Below are 13,024 nucleotides of genomic sequence, written 5' to 3' on the forward strand. Positions count from 1 at the left end.
CATGGGTAATTACATAGCGCCGGTGCTGCGTGTGCGCAACGAGCAGGGCGAATGGGATATTTCGCAGATGGTACAAAGCATTGCGTGGTGGGGCGACATCGACACGGTATGCCGCATGGTTTCTTTTGAAATGATCGTTTCGGCAACCGACCCCAAACTACCGTATGTGTATGTGCCGCTTAGCGGGGGCGTATCCCTGACGCTGGACGGCAAAACGGTATTTGTGGGTAACGTGATCGAAAAGACCAAGTCAACCGATTCGGGCACGATGTCCGTGGACTGCTGCGATAAGGGGCGGTACCTAAAGGCCAGTCAGGCCACGCGCAAGTATAGCAGCGAAAGCCCGGAAACGATCACACGGCAGCTGTGCAGCACTTATGGCGTGGGCGTGAAAACGCTTGCGTCGACGGGCGGGTTTGCGGTGAAGCGCAAGTTTTCCGCGACGCCGATTTATCAGATCATCGACACGGCGTACACGCTGGCCGGTCGGAAGAACGGCAAGAAGTACCTGCTGCGATTTGATGGGCCGGATTTGGAGGTGGTGGAACGCGGGGTTACGCCGCAATCCATCATTTTAAAGCCGGGTAGCAATATCACGGCGGCCAGCTACAGCGAAAGCGTGGAGAGCATGGTGAACCGGGTGCTGATCGTGGACGAGGACGGCAACCAAATATCCAGCGTATCGGACGATGCGGCGGTGAAAAAGCACGGCCTTTTAGCCCATGTGATCACGCAGGGGGAAAAGGACGACGCGCAGGCCGAGGCAAAAGAAATTCTTGAGGACAACGGCGTCGAGCGGCGCGTGACGATCGATTGCCTTGGGCACCCCAAGCTGATCACCGGCAACACCGTATACCTGCATGAGCCGTACACCGGGCAGATCGGCACGTTTTGGATTGACAGCGACAAACACAAGTGGTCACGCGGGGTGTACACCTGCCAAGTGACGCTAAACCGCAAAAATACGATGCGCGAGGGCGAAAGCGGGAGCGAGGTGGATGAATAATGGAAGGTAACCCATATGCCGCAATCGCACAAGCTCTTCTTTCCAGCGCCCCGGACGCGGGCGGCGGACTGCTCGGCGGGGTGGTCACAAAGGATCTGGAACACGACGGCGCGGTCGTGATACAGGGCGACGGGCTGCCGCTTGACGGCGACGATCTATTGTTTGCCTACGGCTTGCGCCGCGAGCTGATGCGGGGCGACCGGGTATTTATGGCGCGGTCGTCAGACCGGCAAACCTATTACGTGTTAGTCAGATTGGAGGGGTAGCGGGTGGCCGAGCAAAATATTTTCCCGTATTTGCAGCCGACCGCGGCGACGGCTGCGGCAGAGCTGCCGGTCATGCGAGAGGTTGCGTGGGACTTTGATAAGGACGCGCCTATCCTCCGCGGCGGGGTGCCGGTCATGGTCGAACGCGAGCAAGCGGTACTGGTGTGGGCGTGGAACGCGCTGCACACCGAGCGTTTCCGCTGGGCGTGCTTTTCCCCGGCATATGGCAACGAGACCCCGGCGCTGATCGGCCAGACGTACCAGCCAGAAACCAAACGCGCGGAGGTGCAGCGATACATTGAAGAGTGCTTGATGGCGTGTCCGTATATTAAGGCGGTATCCGGCGTTACAGTCGAGACCGCAGGGGATATGCTGCTTGTTACGGCGGGCATTGTAAGCGTGTACGGTGAAATCAAGATGGAGGTGGAGCAAATTGTCGGATAGCTGGCGCGACACACTGCAAGCGCAGCTGGACGCCTTAAAGGATAGGCTGCTGGCACAGGATTTTGACAGCATCACACCGGAGGGGCTGCTTGAGGATATGACCGCGTTTGTTGCGGACGATCTCGGCCTGTACGCGGGTGAGGGCGGGCTGGTGGATATTATTCTTAGGCCGGGTGCTTACGTGCACTGGGAAGCGTTACAGGCGTTGCGCGCGCTGGTGCCCGTGGCGTTTGTGGACGAGACCAGCGGGCCATGGATTGCACGCGCGGCGGCGGCTTACGGCATTACCCCAAAGGCGGGTGTGCGGGCCGCGGTAAAGATCACCTTTACGGGCGGCGCTGGGGCGGTCGTGCCTGCCGGTACGCTTTGCGTAACAGCGGACGGACTGGCCTTTGAGACTGACGCCGCACTGACGCTGGGCGCGGACGGAGCAGGCACGGTACCCGCCACAGCCGACGAGGTAGGGGCGCGGTACAATGTGCCTGCGGGAACGATCGTGACGACGCAGGAAGCGGTGACCGGTGTAACGGCGGTTACCAATGCGGCGGCAGCGGTAGGCGGCACCGACCCGGAGAGCGACGCCGCGTTATTCGCCCGTCTGGACGCGCGCCGCAAGACCCCCGCGACAAGCGGCAACGAATACCACTACAAAGAATGGGCGCTTGAGGTAAACGGCATCGGTGCGGCATCGGTTATCCGCTGCTGGAATGGGCCGGGTACGGTGAAGGTAATCGTAGCCGATATGGAGATGCGCCCGGTTGCAGATTCTTTATGCAACGAGGTAAAGGCGTACATCGAAGGAAAGCGCCCTGTGACAGCAGAGGTTACGGTGGTAACCGCTGCCGGGGTTGGTATCGCAGTGGCCGCGACCATTATCGCAGATGGCACAGTTGATGTGCAGACGATGCAAAAGGCGTTTACGCAGCTATTGGGGGATTACCTTGGTGTGCTGGCGTTTCAGCCGAGCGCAAAGGTGGTATATGCGCGGGTGCTGTCGATGCTGATGGGCCTGCCCGGCGTTGTCGATTGTTCGGCGCTGACCATCAACGGCGGCACGGCGAACGTGGCGCTGGACAGCGCCGAGGTACCTATTCTTGGCACGGTGACGGTGGGGGTGGCAAGCGGTGCGTAAGCTATCCGATTTGCTGCCGGAGCGGTATTTTAACAGCCGCGAGCTATCCGCTGCCGCTGGCCTTGTGTGGGTGCTGGGCGAGGTATTCCGCGAGCGTGTCCTCGATCTGCTGCGGCAGTTAGACCTAGATCAAGCGACGTGGGGGCTTGATCTATACGAGCGGGACTATGACATATCCTCGCAGGCTACGGATACGCCGGACGAGCGGCGCGGGCGTATCCGTGCCAAGATGCGCGGGGCGCAGACGGTAACCACTGGGATGATACAGGCGATCGGCGAAAGCTATGTGGACGGCGAAAACATTGTGACCGAGTACCCGCGAGACAACCGGGTAACAGTGCAATTTTGTGGGCCGTTCGGCGTGCCTACCAACATCCCCAGTTTGACGGCGGCGTTGCTTGAAGTAATGCCTGCGCATGTGGTTTTTGATTATCTGTACCGGTATCTGCTTGTACGGGAAGTGCAGGAAATGACGGTTGAAGAGCTGCAAATGCGCGAAATTGGCGAGTTTGCATTTTGAGAGGTGATGAAATTGAGCGTATTATCCAAGGTGTTAAGCCTTTTTAAATATGACCCGGTTGCGGATAAAGCAAAAACGTTTAATATTAAGCAGGCGCTTAATGACAACTGGGGCGAAATCGAACGCAGCGTGTCCGAATTGGACACGGCGATCGAAGCGGAAACGACACGGGCGACGGGGCAGGCCAACACAGTGCAGGGCAACCTGCAAAAGCATATTATAGATGCGGTTGTGCACATGTCGCAGGCCGAGCGTGACGGGCTGGCGGCGAAACTGGCGGAAATGTCGGCGGCGATATCCGCGAATAGTTCGTCTTTGGCGAATAAGGTGGAGAAAGTAACTGTGCTTCCATCTGGCACCGACCTAAATACTGTTATCGAATCGGGAATTTATCGACTGAATGGTAACGGCGAAACATTCACAAACGGGATTGGCTCGGATTGCGGGTGGGGCATCATGGTCGTTGGAAGCTATATCGATACGACGTTTCAAGAACTTTATACCTTAGCAAATAGATCATTCACAAGAATGCGAGCATCAGATGTTAATTGGTCTTCTTGGGCGCGCCTTGCCACCGCCACCCCGCCGCAGGAATATGCACTGCCGCTGGCCGCAGGAATTGTAAACATCCCGGACTATACATCAACCTACAGCAAAGATCAGTTTGGGCGTGTGATGATCAATCTGTATTTAGACCGCGCGGACGGGTCAGCATTTACGACGTGGCACGAGATGCTTGCGATTTTGCCAGAAGGATACCGACCTGCAAAGGATGCAAATGCAATCGGTAGCGCAACGTCAAGCACAACGAGTGGGCCGGTAGGCCTTGCGGTCAATCATGACGGCGCACTCCGTGTTTATCCTTATACGCACACCGAAACCCGCGTGTCATGCACGTTTATTTTTCAGGCATCTTAGAGCTCTAAGCCGCGGGAAACGACGCGCTACCCAAAATCCAGCTGACATTCGCATTTACGTGAAATACAGTGATAGTACCGTCTTCATAGATATAGACTTCTGCCCCTAACACACCATTTCCCGAATTTATACCGTCTCCAATAGCACAGATCGGAAGCCTACTTTTTGGCCGATATCCTTCGGGAAGTGTTGCAAATACGGCAAAAGGTTCAAACGGAACGGCATTCATGCGCTGAATGCAAAAGTTTAAATGTACGATACCGTCTTGTGTCTTATAGTATTCACAGCGATATCCCGAACCGGAATACCCCGCCGCCAGTGGCAGATCGTACACGGCGGGTTTGGTGGCGGTGGCTATTTTGACCCAGTCAGACCAGACACTGTCATGCTTCCACCGGACGTACAGTTCCCGGTGGAAGGAATAAGGCAGCGATGCAATCTGTGTCATACGGTTCCTTGATTTGTCATTATCAATTACTATTAAATTGCACCATGGTCTGTCAACACGCGGGGCGTGATACTCGGGTAATTCATGATCATATTGCAGGTTATATATTCCCGTTCCAACAAGGCCGTCCATATCTACATCGGACATTGTGGGAATTTGATCCACCTTATTCGCCTAAGACTGACGTAATTGTGGGCATGAAAAAGCCGCCCCGAAGGGCGGCATGAAGTTTAGATTTGGTAAAACCAAAGTGATTCTTCAATGTGTGCATTATCCTGTAATGCAGATGAATAGATGTATCCATCTTCCCTAAACAAAAGAGTAGTTGACACGCTCGTGGTTGACTCCATCCCTATTAGGTCTTTTTTTACAGGACGTAATGGGCGAAAGCCCTCTGGGAGAACCGCGATGTTTGTTAAAGCAGCTGGGATGGTGATATTGGCATAAATCAATACAATTCCGCAACTCAACCTTGCATACTTCATGTAACCATATGAATCGCTGTGCATAGGTGCATTGTACCAATAACCACCATCTACAATCTGGCGAGTTTTGTACTGTGAAAGCTCGGATTCAACAGCGGCTAATCTTGTGTCAAGCGATTTGATAAGTTTTTCCTGTTCTTCGCTTTTATCAAATATCGCTTTAGCTTCCTTGGTGCCTTCGGCGATCCCTTTTGAAACGCGACCTTTAAGGTAAACTGTACAGCTTGCAACAATGACGGCAATAAGGGCGGCAAGTAAGCCGCATATAAACATAAGCCAAAATTCCGCAGAATCAAACCGAGCTGTCAAAGATGAAAGCTGTTGAGCAATTTCCTGTAAATTCACAAAACCACACTCCTTTTATCTACTATACCATATTTAGTATGAAAAATCCACAAAGAAAGGGTGATGAAAATGAATGACTATAAAACCTGTTGTGTTATAGACAAAGATAGCTACTACGTGGATCTTGTCATAGTCCATATGGAATCTGATCCACAGACAGGCGAGACCGTAGAACGCATTGAAAAGCATGTGCTACAGGAAGGCGAATCATTAGTCCTGCGCACGGATGATATCCGACAGCCCACGCTGAGGACTCATGCAGGACAAACTGGATTTATCCGGCCACGGTGGGACGATAACGGATGGGTCGAGGGCTGCACAGAAGCGGAGATTGCGGTTTGGGAAGCGGAGCACCCGGCCCCGGAAATTCCGCCCAAACTACCCACGCAAGGGGATATAAATTCGCAAGCCATTGCCGAGCTGTCAATTTTAATTGCATCAGGAGGTGTGGAAAATGTTTGATGAGAACAGCGGCCTTGTCCGTATTTGGGTAAACCTTGTGCAAGCCGGTACATATACCGGTGCGGAGGTGCCGCCCATTAGCAATTTGCAGGAGGTCGTTAAAAGCGTTCTGGAAGGAGGTGAAAATACATGATTTTCGACAAAAACAGCGGTTTGGTAAAGGTGTGGGTTAGTTTGGTATTGACCGGCAGCTATACCGTCGAACAGGTGCCGCGTCTGTTTAACCTGCGGGATGCAGTCGGCGAAGTCGTAGGCGGGCTGGTGTAGTCCAACGGCGGCGGGCGGCCCCGAATAGGGGCCGCTGGTTCGCCCTCGGCGAATAAGATCGACGCAGGCGGAAATAGGGTGCCACTTGGAACAGACATATTATCGCTTGCTCCCGGTCGATACAATATTGATGGTGTGACCACAGAGTGGGAAACCATGAATCTACCTCTGTCGGCTTGGCACTACGAAATTGTTATCTACGCCTCGGAAAACAAGGCAGGGTTGACGCAAAATTACAAGGTCGTCGTTGTGTATCCGGCGTATTCCAGCGAGGAATATACCAACCGAATGGGTTATGAGGGCAGCTGGACAGGTTGGGTTAAAACCGCCACCGCCACCAAGCCCGCCGTATACGATCTGCCGCTGGCGGCGGGCTGTCAGCGCGCATTGCCTGAACCCTGTGAATATCGTAAATCACAAGAAGGGCGCGTATATGTAACAGCATGGATAATTCGGACAAGCGGTAATTTCGCAGAAAACGAGCATATCGCTACTTTGCCCGAAGGATATAGACCCGCTGTTGAGATTGTACGCCATGCTGATTGTGCTAACGGTGGATCGCCAAGCGGTTATTGTCATGCTCACATAGCACCAAGTGGCGGTATCACAATCGCAGGGGTTCAACAGATTTCAAACTGGCTGATGCTTGATTTCGAGTTTTGGGCAGCTTAGAGCTTTAAGCTGCAATAAACGCGATAGTCGCACACGCAAACGCTTTCCCTGATGGGATATCGTAAAGCACATATAATCCGCCTGATGGGTCTGCTATTGCCGTACCTGCACATCTGCCCGCTGAGTGCATAATGGACGCAGGGACTTCTATATTTTTTGACGGTCTGTATCCTTCTGGCAAAACGGCCACCAAAAATGCACCCATGTCTTCACTTTTTACAAAATCGAGTCCAAAACTCGCTGTTACTTCGTCAAACTGGGTTTTATAGTAATTGCATTGATTTAGTTCGTGTTGGCTGACCCCCGCCGCGAGCGGCAGATCGTACACGGCGGGTTTGGTCGCGGTGGAGATGGGTACCCAGTCGCTCCACGTTCCCGGACCTCCTACGTTGGGCGGATTCCCCGATCGCAGATAGGCCTGATTATAGTTGTAGTCAAAGTACACTTGGGCAATTGTATCGCCATCTCCGTGAATCACCAGCATCTGCCCATAGCCGTAGATATCAGGCGGTGTATTTGTGCATCTGTCTTGTACACGATACATGCCGCTGACCGTCACGGTGTTTAGATCGACAGCGTTTACATACCCGCATCCAATCGCCTTATTCGCCGAGGGTTAACTTGATAGACTATTTATGCGCCTGTATACTAGGGAAAGGAGGTGCAATCATAATGGATTTAAAAAGTGAGCTTGTAGAGCGGCTTTGCGCTGAATTTCCGGGCAATGAGGACAAAATACGTGATATTATAAGCGGATATGCGATCAGCAAAGAATCTGAACAAATGCGCAGTAACTTGAAAAAGCGCGTAGCGTCATTTCTGGCCGCGAAAAAAATAGACGGATTGTCGGCAAAAACGCTTAAAAATTACCGCGATATGTTGGGGCAATTTATCGTACAGGTGGACAAGCACGTTGCGAGGATTTCTACGGATGATATCCGGGGATATATCGGTTTTCTGGCCGAGCGTGGGCTAAAAGACAGCTCCATCCAAACACATATTAACTGTCTACGCTCTTTTTTTTCATGGCTGGATGTGGAAGATATTATCCGCAAAAACCCTATGCGCAAGATAAAATCCTTGAAATTCGACCGGATGCGGTCACGTAGGCCATTAAGCCCGGAGGAATTGGAACAGCTACGTGATGGGTGCCAAACGTATAAACAAAAGGCTTTGATCGAATTTTTAGTATCGTCTGGGTGTAGATTGGGCGAGATCGTTGGGCTGCGTGTGGATCAGGTGGATTGGCAATCTCGCAGCGTTGTGGTGACAGGTAAAGGCGATAAAGACCGGACGGTTTATTTTAGCGTTCGAGCAAAAATGATGCTGAAATCGTACCTTGCCCAACGAAAAGTCGGTCACGCGCTGTTTGCAAGCTCGCGCACACCGTATGACGCTATGGGTGCGGCGGCTATTCAAAAGCTTGTACGCCAAATTGGCGTACAGGCGCACGAGCCACGGCGCATACATCCTCATATTTTGCGGCACACGTTCGCTAGCAACGCGGTTAATGGCGGCATGAAAATAGCGACTATACAACAGCTTTTAGGGCATTCAGACCCTAAAACGACCTGTATATATGCGGAAATGTCACCCAAAGCGGTGCAATACGAGTACGAACAGATTATAGCTTGATATCGGTACAATCGGCAGACCCGGCAAAACGGGATTTTGGCCGGGCTTGTTTACTATACGCATTTTTAAGGTCGAAAGGCCGGAAAGGAAATAAAAATGGAACATATCAATACGGTAAAGGCGGCAGTTGCATCGGCACTGGCGGTGCTGACTGCCTTATGGGGGTGGTTTGGTTGGCTTGTGGTGCTGTTCGTTTGCTGCATGGCGGCAGACTACCTGACCGGCTCGGCGGCGGCCATCCGGCGCGGTGAGTGGTCGTCCCAAGTAGCACGGGATGGCATTTGGCATAAAACCGGCAGTATCCTTGTTGTGCTAGTCGCTGGGGCGGCTGATCTACTTATCGGCACAATTTTAGACCACTTGCCGGGCATTGCACTACCGTTTCAATATTCGGTACTTATTTGTCCCATTGTGGTGATTTGGTATGTACTAACCGAATTGGGTAGCATCCTTGAAAATGCTGTTGCCTTGGGCGCACCAGCCCCCGCATGGCTGGCAAAAATTTTGGCAATGACCAAAGACGCGGTAGACAAGGCTGGAGGGGACGAAACAAATGAAAATCATTGAATGCAACCTGCCCCGCAACGGGCCGTACACGCGACGCAGCGAGACGAGGGCCGTTGTACTGCATCACGCCGAAGCGTCCAGTGCGACGGTGTGGGATATCAATAGCTGGCATCTCGACCGGGGATTTAACGGCATCGGATACCACTACTATGTGCGCAAGGACGGCAGCATCTACCGTGGTCGGTCGGAATGGGCGATTGGCGCGCACGCGATCGGCGCGAACGACTGGTCAATCGGCGTGTGTTGCGAGGGCGCGTACATGACCGAGACCATGCCAGCGGTGCAACTTTCGGCGCTAAAAGCCCTGCTGCGGGATATCATGGCGCGAAACGGGAGATTGTCGCTTGTGAGACACAAAGATGTAAGCGAAACAGACTGCCCCGGCAGCAAATTCCCGTGGGCAGAGGCACAAAAATACGAGGAGGATGACGAAATGAATGAAAAGCAAGTGCGCGAGATTTTTGACGAAATGTTTAATGCGCGACTTCCGCGACACAAAAGCGTGGATGAGTTTTCCGGTACGGTAAAGACCGAGCTGCAAGACCTGATTGCGGATGGCAGCCTGAAAGGCAAGGCCGGCAGCGACGCGGCCAAGGGCCTTGATCTAACAGACGATATGGCGCGCGCGCTGGTGATCGCAAAGCGCTATACGGACGGCGTGTTTGACGCGGAATAACAATCAGCGTCCAATTTGGACACACAAAAGCCCCGGCCTGTTGGCTGGGGCTTTTGGCATAGGAAAACATTACTGATTGCATCTACAATCCCAATATGATAATGTTTTTGTGTGGAAATCTTAATATTTGTAAAGGGTAACTGAATGTGCGCGTGGCTTGAAAAAATGGTAAAATTTTTTAAAAAAGAAAAAGATGATAAAGCACCAGACGACCAGCGCGCAGAGTTAATAGCGGAGCTGGAAGAAATGATTGCACAGTATAAAAAGGATATCGAGGATAAGAACATTTGATATTGGTGTGGACATGCAAAAGCCTCCACGGCTAGGCCGGGAGGCTTTTTGCAATTCACGGTAAATCCTACCGAATTAAATTGTTACAATCCACACCCCGATATGGGGTGACTTGATAATATTATTATACATCACATTTATTCTGTGTCAACCTCTTTTTTTCACGGCATCGACGAATTTTCAGAGCGTTTTTTGTGGGGTATTCTGCATTGTATGCTCCTTTTTGGTACGGTAGATAGCTCAGTATCGTATTTTCAGCCATGTTTAGCGCGCTGGCTATTTCTTTAATCGACATGCCGCGCGCGTACATGTCTTGGATGTTGCTGCTTTGCGACGTTGAATATTGCCCTAGCGTGATCAATATTTTTCGCACCTTCTGTTCGGATATGCCGACACGCCGTGATATTTTTTTCATCGCAATATTTTGACTGCCCAAGCGTGACACGGCTTCGATTGTTGCATCCATAATATCACTTCCTCAGGTCAAATAATGTAGTATATCAATTTTTGCTAACAGCCATTTCAACGATTTGATCAGTGGTATACAGATCCATAATTCGGGCAATACGCATATTGTACTCGCTGCGTGATCCCAAGTTTGGTTGATTATAAACTGCGGTTAACAGATCGTTTGTAAACTGGGTGCTTAGACCGATAATCTTTTGAGCACATAATATACCTGTCGCAGCGTCGATTAGCATGGCGTGCAGCGCAAGGCCATAACCCTCCGTCGGACGCTCCAAAGTGTATTGACTTAGCGCCCTATTATATGGGCTATCCATCCAGTTAAGCATCCCGAAACGTGATAGGAAAAAAATAACTCCATCCACATCGGCAAATTTAAACTGTGGTAATCCGTTCTTAAATTCGCGTTTTTCTTTCGCAGTAGGGTTTCCAAGCTTTAAGAGTAACAGCGCGCCGTCACTTGTCAGGTCGAACACAGCGCCGTCTGGGCACGGTGTGCAGACATGTTCACCGACCACATATGATGTAAAATTGTTCATCTTTTATTCTCCCACATCTTTTTTTATTTGCTGCCTTGTGGCATACTGTGTACATCGTCGTGTATTCATCTGTAAATAACGGATTGTCCTTGTGTTCTAGGCACCATGCATCTACTTCATGGGCCGTCCCAGTAAATATTTCAATCGGGGGGAAGAAAACCATACCTGTGTTTGACCTCTCAAGGACTACCCATTTCGTTGGGGGCATTTTGCAAATAAGCTGGAGCCGAAAGCAATAGCCTGACATATATTTTATGATATCCTGTTTGTAATTTCGTATTTCAGCCAAGACTTCGGACGAAACATCCTTTTTAACTTTTAGTTTTCCATCGATAATAGTAGCTCCGGCAGCGGTTGCTAGTTCGTAAGCTCTCTTCTCTGTTAACATAATGTTTCCTCCTAGCGTTGTATCTATTATAATATGTTTTTTGCGGGTTGTCACGTTTTACACGATATTTTTGCGTGGTCTGCCCTCGTAACCTCCGGGGCGGGTTCTTCCGGTCAGGCTGGCAGGGCGGGTGGTTATCTGCACATACGCCGCCACGCCGCAAGTGCGGCTTGTCGGTTGCTGTGCGTACTATCTTTCATTTTTTTGCCGCTTTGGTCGCGGACGATCAGGCGGGCGGTCCCGGCGGCCTGATCTGCGATACTGGCGGTAATGCCATAGTCTTTATAGTAGGTTTTCATCTCGTCTCGCTCCTTTCGCTGCTGGGCCAATGCCCGCCGGTGGAGTAGTCCCATTCGATGGTCCCGTCCGGGTACATGGTGATGACGTGCGCCTCCAGTGTCCAGCCGTCCTTGACCCGTTCCATGACGTAGCATCCCGGCTCTCGGACAGTTTTACATAAATAGTCACTGCCGTTGTGATTGGTGTAGACCTTGCCGGTTGCCAGCGCAAAGTGTCGGGTTGGGTGCAAAAGGTCTTCTTTATCGGCAACAATCCATACCTCGTAAATTTTATCAAATTCGCTGTATAGAGGGCTTCCTTTGATGTATGCAGTGCTGCAACGGCAGCTGATATTTGCTTTAACGCCCCCTTTTGCCCCGAAAATTCCATCAGACCATTTTAATTTAACATCTTTTACCGACAAGACCTGCTCATTCGACGATCTAGACATTTTTGCAAGATATAACGCTTTTTCGCTAACAGCTTGCAAAAGCGTTTTTCCAACAATATATTCACCATCCCGATCATCGCGAATGTATACTTTCCAACTTTTCATTTTTATTCACTCCATTTCTGTTTCTGCCGGTCAGTCCGGCGGGGCGGGTATCGATGTTAAATACTGTCTGCGTATTTTCTGGCTTTTTCTATGGATTTGAAACTGTCAAGTATTACGTCTGTGTCATTGACAGCGTAGTATACGTAGGTACGGCCTTTTGGCTCCATTGTGATAGGATCGATCTGACGATCCTCCTCGCGGCTGATTGTGTATCTGCCCCGAGTCTCTAACACCTCGCACTTTACGCATCTTGTCATTTTGTCTTACTCCTTTCGCCGCTGGGCGGTTTGCTTGTATCGCTCGATAACGGCATTTGCCGTTTTGCATTCTTCGTTCGTTGATCTGATAATGCTTTCGATATGTACTATGATCGCATCGGTGGTCATTTCGTCTTGATTATTTGGGTTTTCTTTAATTTGATCGATTATGTGGTTAAGGTATCGCCACACAAGCGCGTTAGCGTATGCGATCTGCCTTTCTGCTCCGGTCAACTGGATTTCGTTTTCAGCTATTAATATCTCGTTGCAGTTCAGTGGATTTATGCACCAGTAAAATTTGCTTTCTAGCAACTCTTTGTGCGCTTCAAAGGTGTTTGCAATAATTTTCATTGTGTTACCCCTTTTCTTTTTACCCTGCCTTGTGATATAATAGGGGCACTAAATG

Annotated in this window: 23 protein-coding genes; 14 read left to right on the top strand and 9 right to left on the bottom strand. The window is 51.0% G+C overall.

What is annotated here, in order from left to right; translation table 11 throughout:
* Position 1: 1 nt before the first annotated feature.
* The 6 genes from RWV98_RS05860 to RWV98_RS05885 are packed head-to-tail and all read left to right on the top strand — an operon-like array spanning position 2 to position 4,286.
* Positions 2-1,006, top strand: a complete 1,005-nt coding sequence (locus RWV98_RS05860; protein ID WP_317864448.1) for an XkdQ/YqbQ family protein — start codon at positions 2-4, stop codon at positions 1,004-1,006.
* The gene (locus RWV98_RS05865) at positions 1,006-1,272 is read left to right on the top strand and encodes a hypothetical protein (protein ID WP_317864450.1); all 267 of its coding nucleotides are present in this window, start codon (positions 1,006-1,008) and stop codon (positions 1,270-1,272) included. The genes RWV98_RS05860 and RWV98_RS05865 overlap by 1 nt, the downstream gene beginning before the upstream one ends.
* Positions 1,273-1,275: 3 nt before the next feature.
* Positions 1,276-1,716 carry a DUF2634 domain-containing protein gene (locus RWV98_RS05870; protein WP_317864452.1) on the top strand — a complete coding sequence of 147 codons (441 nt, stop codon included), beginning with the start codon at positions 1,276-1,278 and terminating at the stop codon, positions 1,714-1,716.
* Complete coding sequence (locus tag RWV98_RS05875; protein WP_317864454.1) at positions 1,706-2,848, top strand: baseplate J/gp47 family protein; 1,143 nt, start codon at positions 1,706-1,708, stop codon at positions 2,846-2,848. Before RWV98_RS05870 ends, RWV98_RS05875 begins: the two co-directional genes overlap by 11 nt.
* Positions 2,841-3,368 carry a putative phage tail protein gene (locus RWV98_RS05880; RefSeq protein WP_317864456.1) on the top strand — a complete coding sequence of 176 codons (528 nt, stop codon included), beginning with the start codon at positions 2,841-2,843 and terminating at the stop codon, positions 3,366-3,368. Before RWV98_RS05875 ends, RWV98_RS05880 begins: the two co-directional genes overlap by 8 nt.
* 12 nt (positions 3,369-3,380) lie before the next feature.
* Positions 3,381-4,286, top strand: coding sequence for a pyocin knob domain-containing protein (locus tag RWV98_RS05885; RefSeq protein WP_317864458.1), 906 nt, complete (start codon positions 3,381-3,383; stop codon positions 4,284-4,286).
* A 4-nt stretch (positions 4,287-4,290) separates the two neighbouring features.
* Here RWV98_RS05885 and RWV98_RS05890 read toward each other — a convergent pair whose 3' ends face one another.
* Positions 4,291-4,881 carry a hypothetical protein gene (locus RWV98_RS05890; protein WP_317864460.1) on the bottom strand — a complete coding sequence of 197 codons (591 nt, stop codon included), beginning with the start codon at positions 4,879-4,881 and terminating at the stop codon, positions 4,291-4,293.
* An 83-nt stretch (positions 4,882-4,964) separates the two neighbouring features.
* Complete coding sequence (locus RWV98_RS05895) at positions 4,965-5,564, bottom strand: hypothetical protein (RefSeq protein ID WP_317864462.1); 600 nt, start codon at positions 5,562-5,564, stop codon at positions 4,965-4,967.
* Between the two features lie 69 nt (positions 5,565-5,633).
* Here RWV98_RS05895 and RWV98_RS05900 point away from each other — a divergent pair, with 69 nt between their 5' ends.
* From RWV98_RS05900 to RWV98_RS05915, 4 genes are all read left to right on the top strand, one after another.
* A complete protein-coding gene (locus tag RWV98_RS05900; protein WP_317864464.1) occupies positions 5,634-6,026 on the top strand; it encodes a hypothetical protein in 393 nt (130 codons plus the stop codon).
* Positions 6,019-6,159 carry a hypothetical protein gene (locus RWV98_RS05905; protein ID WP_317864465.1) on the top strand — a complete coding sequence of 47 codons (141 nt, stop codon included), beginning with the start codon at positions 6,019-6,021 and terminating at the stop codon, positions 6,157-6,159. Before RWV98_RS05900 ends, RWV98_RS05905 begins: the two co-directional genes overlap by 8 nt.
* On the top strand, positions 6,156-6,293 hold the full coding sequence (locus tag RWV98_RS05910; protein WP_317864467.1) for a hypothetical protein: 138 nt from the start codon (positions 6,156-6,158) through the stop codon (positions 6,291-6,293). The genes RWV98_RS05905 and RWV98_RS05910 overlap by 4 nt, the downstream gene beginning before the upstream one ends.
* Before the next feature lie 78 nt (positions 6,294-6,371).
* Positions 6,372-6,965: a hypothetical protein gene (locus RWV98_RS05915; protein ID WP_317864469.1), complete on the top strand. Its 594-nt coding sequence runs from the start codon at positions 6,372-6,374 to the stop codon at positions 6,963-6,965.
* A gap of 4 nt (positions 6,966-6,969) precedes the next feature.
* Here the strand turns inward: RWV98_RS05915 and RWV98_RS05920 are convergent, their stop codons facing one another.
* Positions 6,970-7,509, bottom strand: coding sequence for a pyocin knob domain-containing protein (locus tag RWV98_RS05920; protein ID WP_317864471.1), 540 nt, complete (start codon positions 7,507-7,509; stop codon positions 6,970-6,972).
* A gap of 128 nt (positions 7,510-7,637) precedes the next feature.
* Here RWV98_RS05920 and RWV98_RS05925 point away from each other — a divergent pair, with 128 nt between their 5' ends.
* The 4 genes from RWV98_RS05925 (at position 7,638) to RWV98_RS05940 (ending at position 10,134) form a co-directional block, all read left to right on the top strand.
* The gene (locus RWV98_RS05925) at positions 7,638-8,600 is read left to right on the top strand and encodes a tyrosine-type recombinase/integrase (protein ID WP_317864473.1); all 963 of its coding nucleotides are present in this window, start codon (positions 7,638-7,640) and stop codon (positions 8,598-8,600) included.
* A 96-nt stretch (positions 8,601-8,696) separates the two neighbouring features.
* Complete coding sequence (locus RWV98_RS05930) at positions 8,697-9,167, top strand: phage holin family protein (protein WP_317864475.1); 471 nt, start codon at positions 8,697-8,699, stop codon at positions 9,165-9,167.
* Complete coding sequence (locus RWV98_RS05935) at positions 9,154-9,843, top strand: peptidoglycan recognition protein family protein (protein WP_317864477.1); 690 nt, start codon at positions 9,154-9,156, stop codon at positions 9,841-9,843. Before RWV98_RS05930 ends, RWV98_RS05935 begins: the two co-directional genes overlap by 14 nt.
* Positions 9,844-10,008: 165 nt before the next feature.
* Positions 10,009-10,134: a hypothetical protein gene (locus RWV98_RS05940; protein WP_317864479.1), complete on the top strand. Its 126-nt coding sequence runs from the start codon at positions 10,009-10,011 to the stop codon at positions 10,132-10,134.
* A 124-nt stretch (positions 10,135-10,258) separates the two neighbouring features.
* On the opposite strand, the gene RWV98_RS05945 is transcribed toward RWV98_RS05940, so the two are convergent.
* The 6 genes from RWV98_RS05945 to RWV98_RS05970 all read right to left on the bottom strand — a co-directional run bounded on the left by RWV98_RS05945 (position 10,259) and on the right by RWV98_RS05970 (position 12,969).
* A complete protein-coding gene (locus RWV98_RS05945; protein ID WP_317864481.1) occupies positions 10,259-10,600 on the bottom strand; it encodes a helix-turn-helix domain-containing protein in 342 nt (113 codons plus the stop codon).
* A gap of 34 nt (positions 10,601-10,634) precedes the next feature.
* Positions 10,635-11,138, bottom strand: a complete 504-nt coding sequence (locus RWV98_RS05950; RefSeq protein ID WP_317864483.1) for a hypothetical protein — start codon at positions 11,136-11,138, stop codon at positions 10,635-10,637.
* The gene (locus tag RWV98_RS05955) at positions 11,107-11,526 is read right to left on the bottom strand and encodes a hypothetical protein (RefSeq protein WP_317864484.1); all 420 of its coding nucleotides are present in this window, start codon (positions 11,524-11,526) and stop codon (positions 11,107-11,109) included. The genes RWV98_RS05950 and RWV98_RS05955 overlap by 32 nt, the downstream gene beginning before the upstream one ends.
* Before the next feature lie 134 nt (positions 11,527-11,660).
* Entirely contained in the window at positions 11,661-11,825 is a 165-nt protein-coding gene (locus tag RWV98_RS05960; RefSeq protein WP_317864485.1) for a hypothetical protein, read from the bottom strand.
* Positions 11,822-12,361, bottom strand: a complete 540-nt coding sequence (locus RWV98_RS05965; protein WP_317864487.1) for a hypothetical protein — start codon at positions 12,359-12,361, stop codon at positions 11,822-11,824. Before RWV98_RS05965 ends, RWV98_RS05960 begins: the two co-directional genes overlap by 4 nt.
* A 263-nt stretch (positions 12,362-12,624) precedes the next feature.
* Positions 12,625-12,969, bottom strand: a complete 345-nt coding sequence (locus RWV98_RS05970; protein ID WP_317864488.1) for a hypothetical protein — start codon at positions 12,967-12,969, stop codon at positions 12,625-12,627.
* Positions 12,970-13,024: the final 55 nt, after the last annotated feature.

It is taken from the genome of Agathobaculum sp. NTUH-O15-33 (assembly GCF_033193315.1).
GTDB lineage: Bacteria > Bacillota > Clostridia > Oscillospirales > Butyricicoccaceae > Agathobaculum > Agathobaculum faecihominis_A.

Coding starts and splice junctions, on each gene's coding strand:
- RWV98_RS05920 (WP_317864471.1), bottom strand. CDS start 7,509: ATGTATCGTGTACAAGACAGATGCACAAATACACCGCCTGATATCTAC.
- RWV98_RS05965 (WP_317864487.1), bottom strand. CDS start 12,361: ATGAAAAGTTGGAAAGTATACATTCGCGATGATCGGGATGGTGAATAT.
- RWV98_RS05890 (WP_317864460.1), bottom strand. CDS start 4,881: ATGTCCGATGTAGATATGGACGGCCTTGTTGGAACGGGAATATATAAC.
- RWV98_RS05960 (WP_317864485.1), bottom strand. CDS start 11,825: ATGAAAACCTACTATAAAGACTATGGCATTACCGCCAGTATCGCAGAT.
- RWV98_RS05900 (WP_317864464.1), top strand. CDS start 5,634: ATGAATGACTATAAAACCTGTTGTGTTATAGACAAAGATAGCTACTAC.
- RWV98_RS05925 (WP_317864473.1), top strand. CDS start 7,638: ATGGATTTAAAAAGTGAGCTTGTAGAGCGGCTTTGCGCTGAATTTCCG.
- RWV98_RS05970 (WP_317864488.1), bottom strand. CDS start 12,969: ATGAAAATTATTGCAAACACCTTTGAAGCGCACAAAGAGTTGCTAGAA.
- RWV98_RS05860 (WP_317864448.1), top strand. CDS start 2: ATGGGTAATTACATAGCGCCGGTGCTGCGTGTGCGCAACGAGCAGGGC.
- RWV98_RS05955 (WP_317864484.1), bottom strand. CDS start 11,526: ATGTTAACAGAGAAGAGAGCTTACGAACTAGCAACCGCTGCCGGAGCT.
- RWV98_RS05945 (WP_317864481.1), bottom strand. CDS start 10,600: ATGGATGCAACAATCGAAGCCGTGTCACGCTTGGGCAGTCAAAATATT.
- RWV98_RS05940 (WP_317864479.1), top strand. CDS start 10,009: ATGGTAAAATTTTTTAAAAAAGAAAAAGATGATAAAGCACCAGACGAC.
- RWV98_RS05865 (WP_317864450.1), top strand. CDS start 1,006: ATGGAAGGTAACCCATATGCCGCAATCGCACAAGCTCTTCTTTCCAGC.
- RWV98_RS05935 (WP_317864477.1), top strand. CDS start 9,154: ATGAAAATCATTGAATGCAACCTGCCCCGCAACGGGCCGTACACGCGA.
- RWV98_RS05910 (WP_317864467.1), top strand. CDS start 6,156: ATGATTTTCGACAAAAACAGCGGTTTGGTAAAGGTGTGGGTTAGTTTG.
- RWV98_RS05905 (WP_317864465.1), top strand. CDS start 6,019: ATGTTTGATGAGAACAGCGGCCTTGTCCGTATTTGGGTAAACCTTGTG.
- RWV98_RS05950 (WP_317864483.1), bottom strand. CDS start 11,138: ATGAACAATTTTACATCATATGTGGTCGGTGAACATGTCTGCACACCG.
- RWV98_RS05930 (WP_317864475.1), top strand. CDS start 8,697: ATGGAACATATCAATACGGTAAAGGCGGCAGTTGCATCGGCACTGGCG.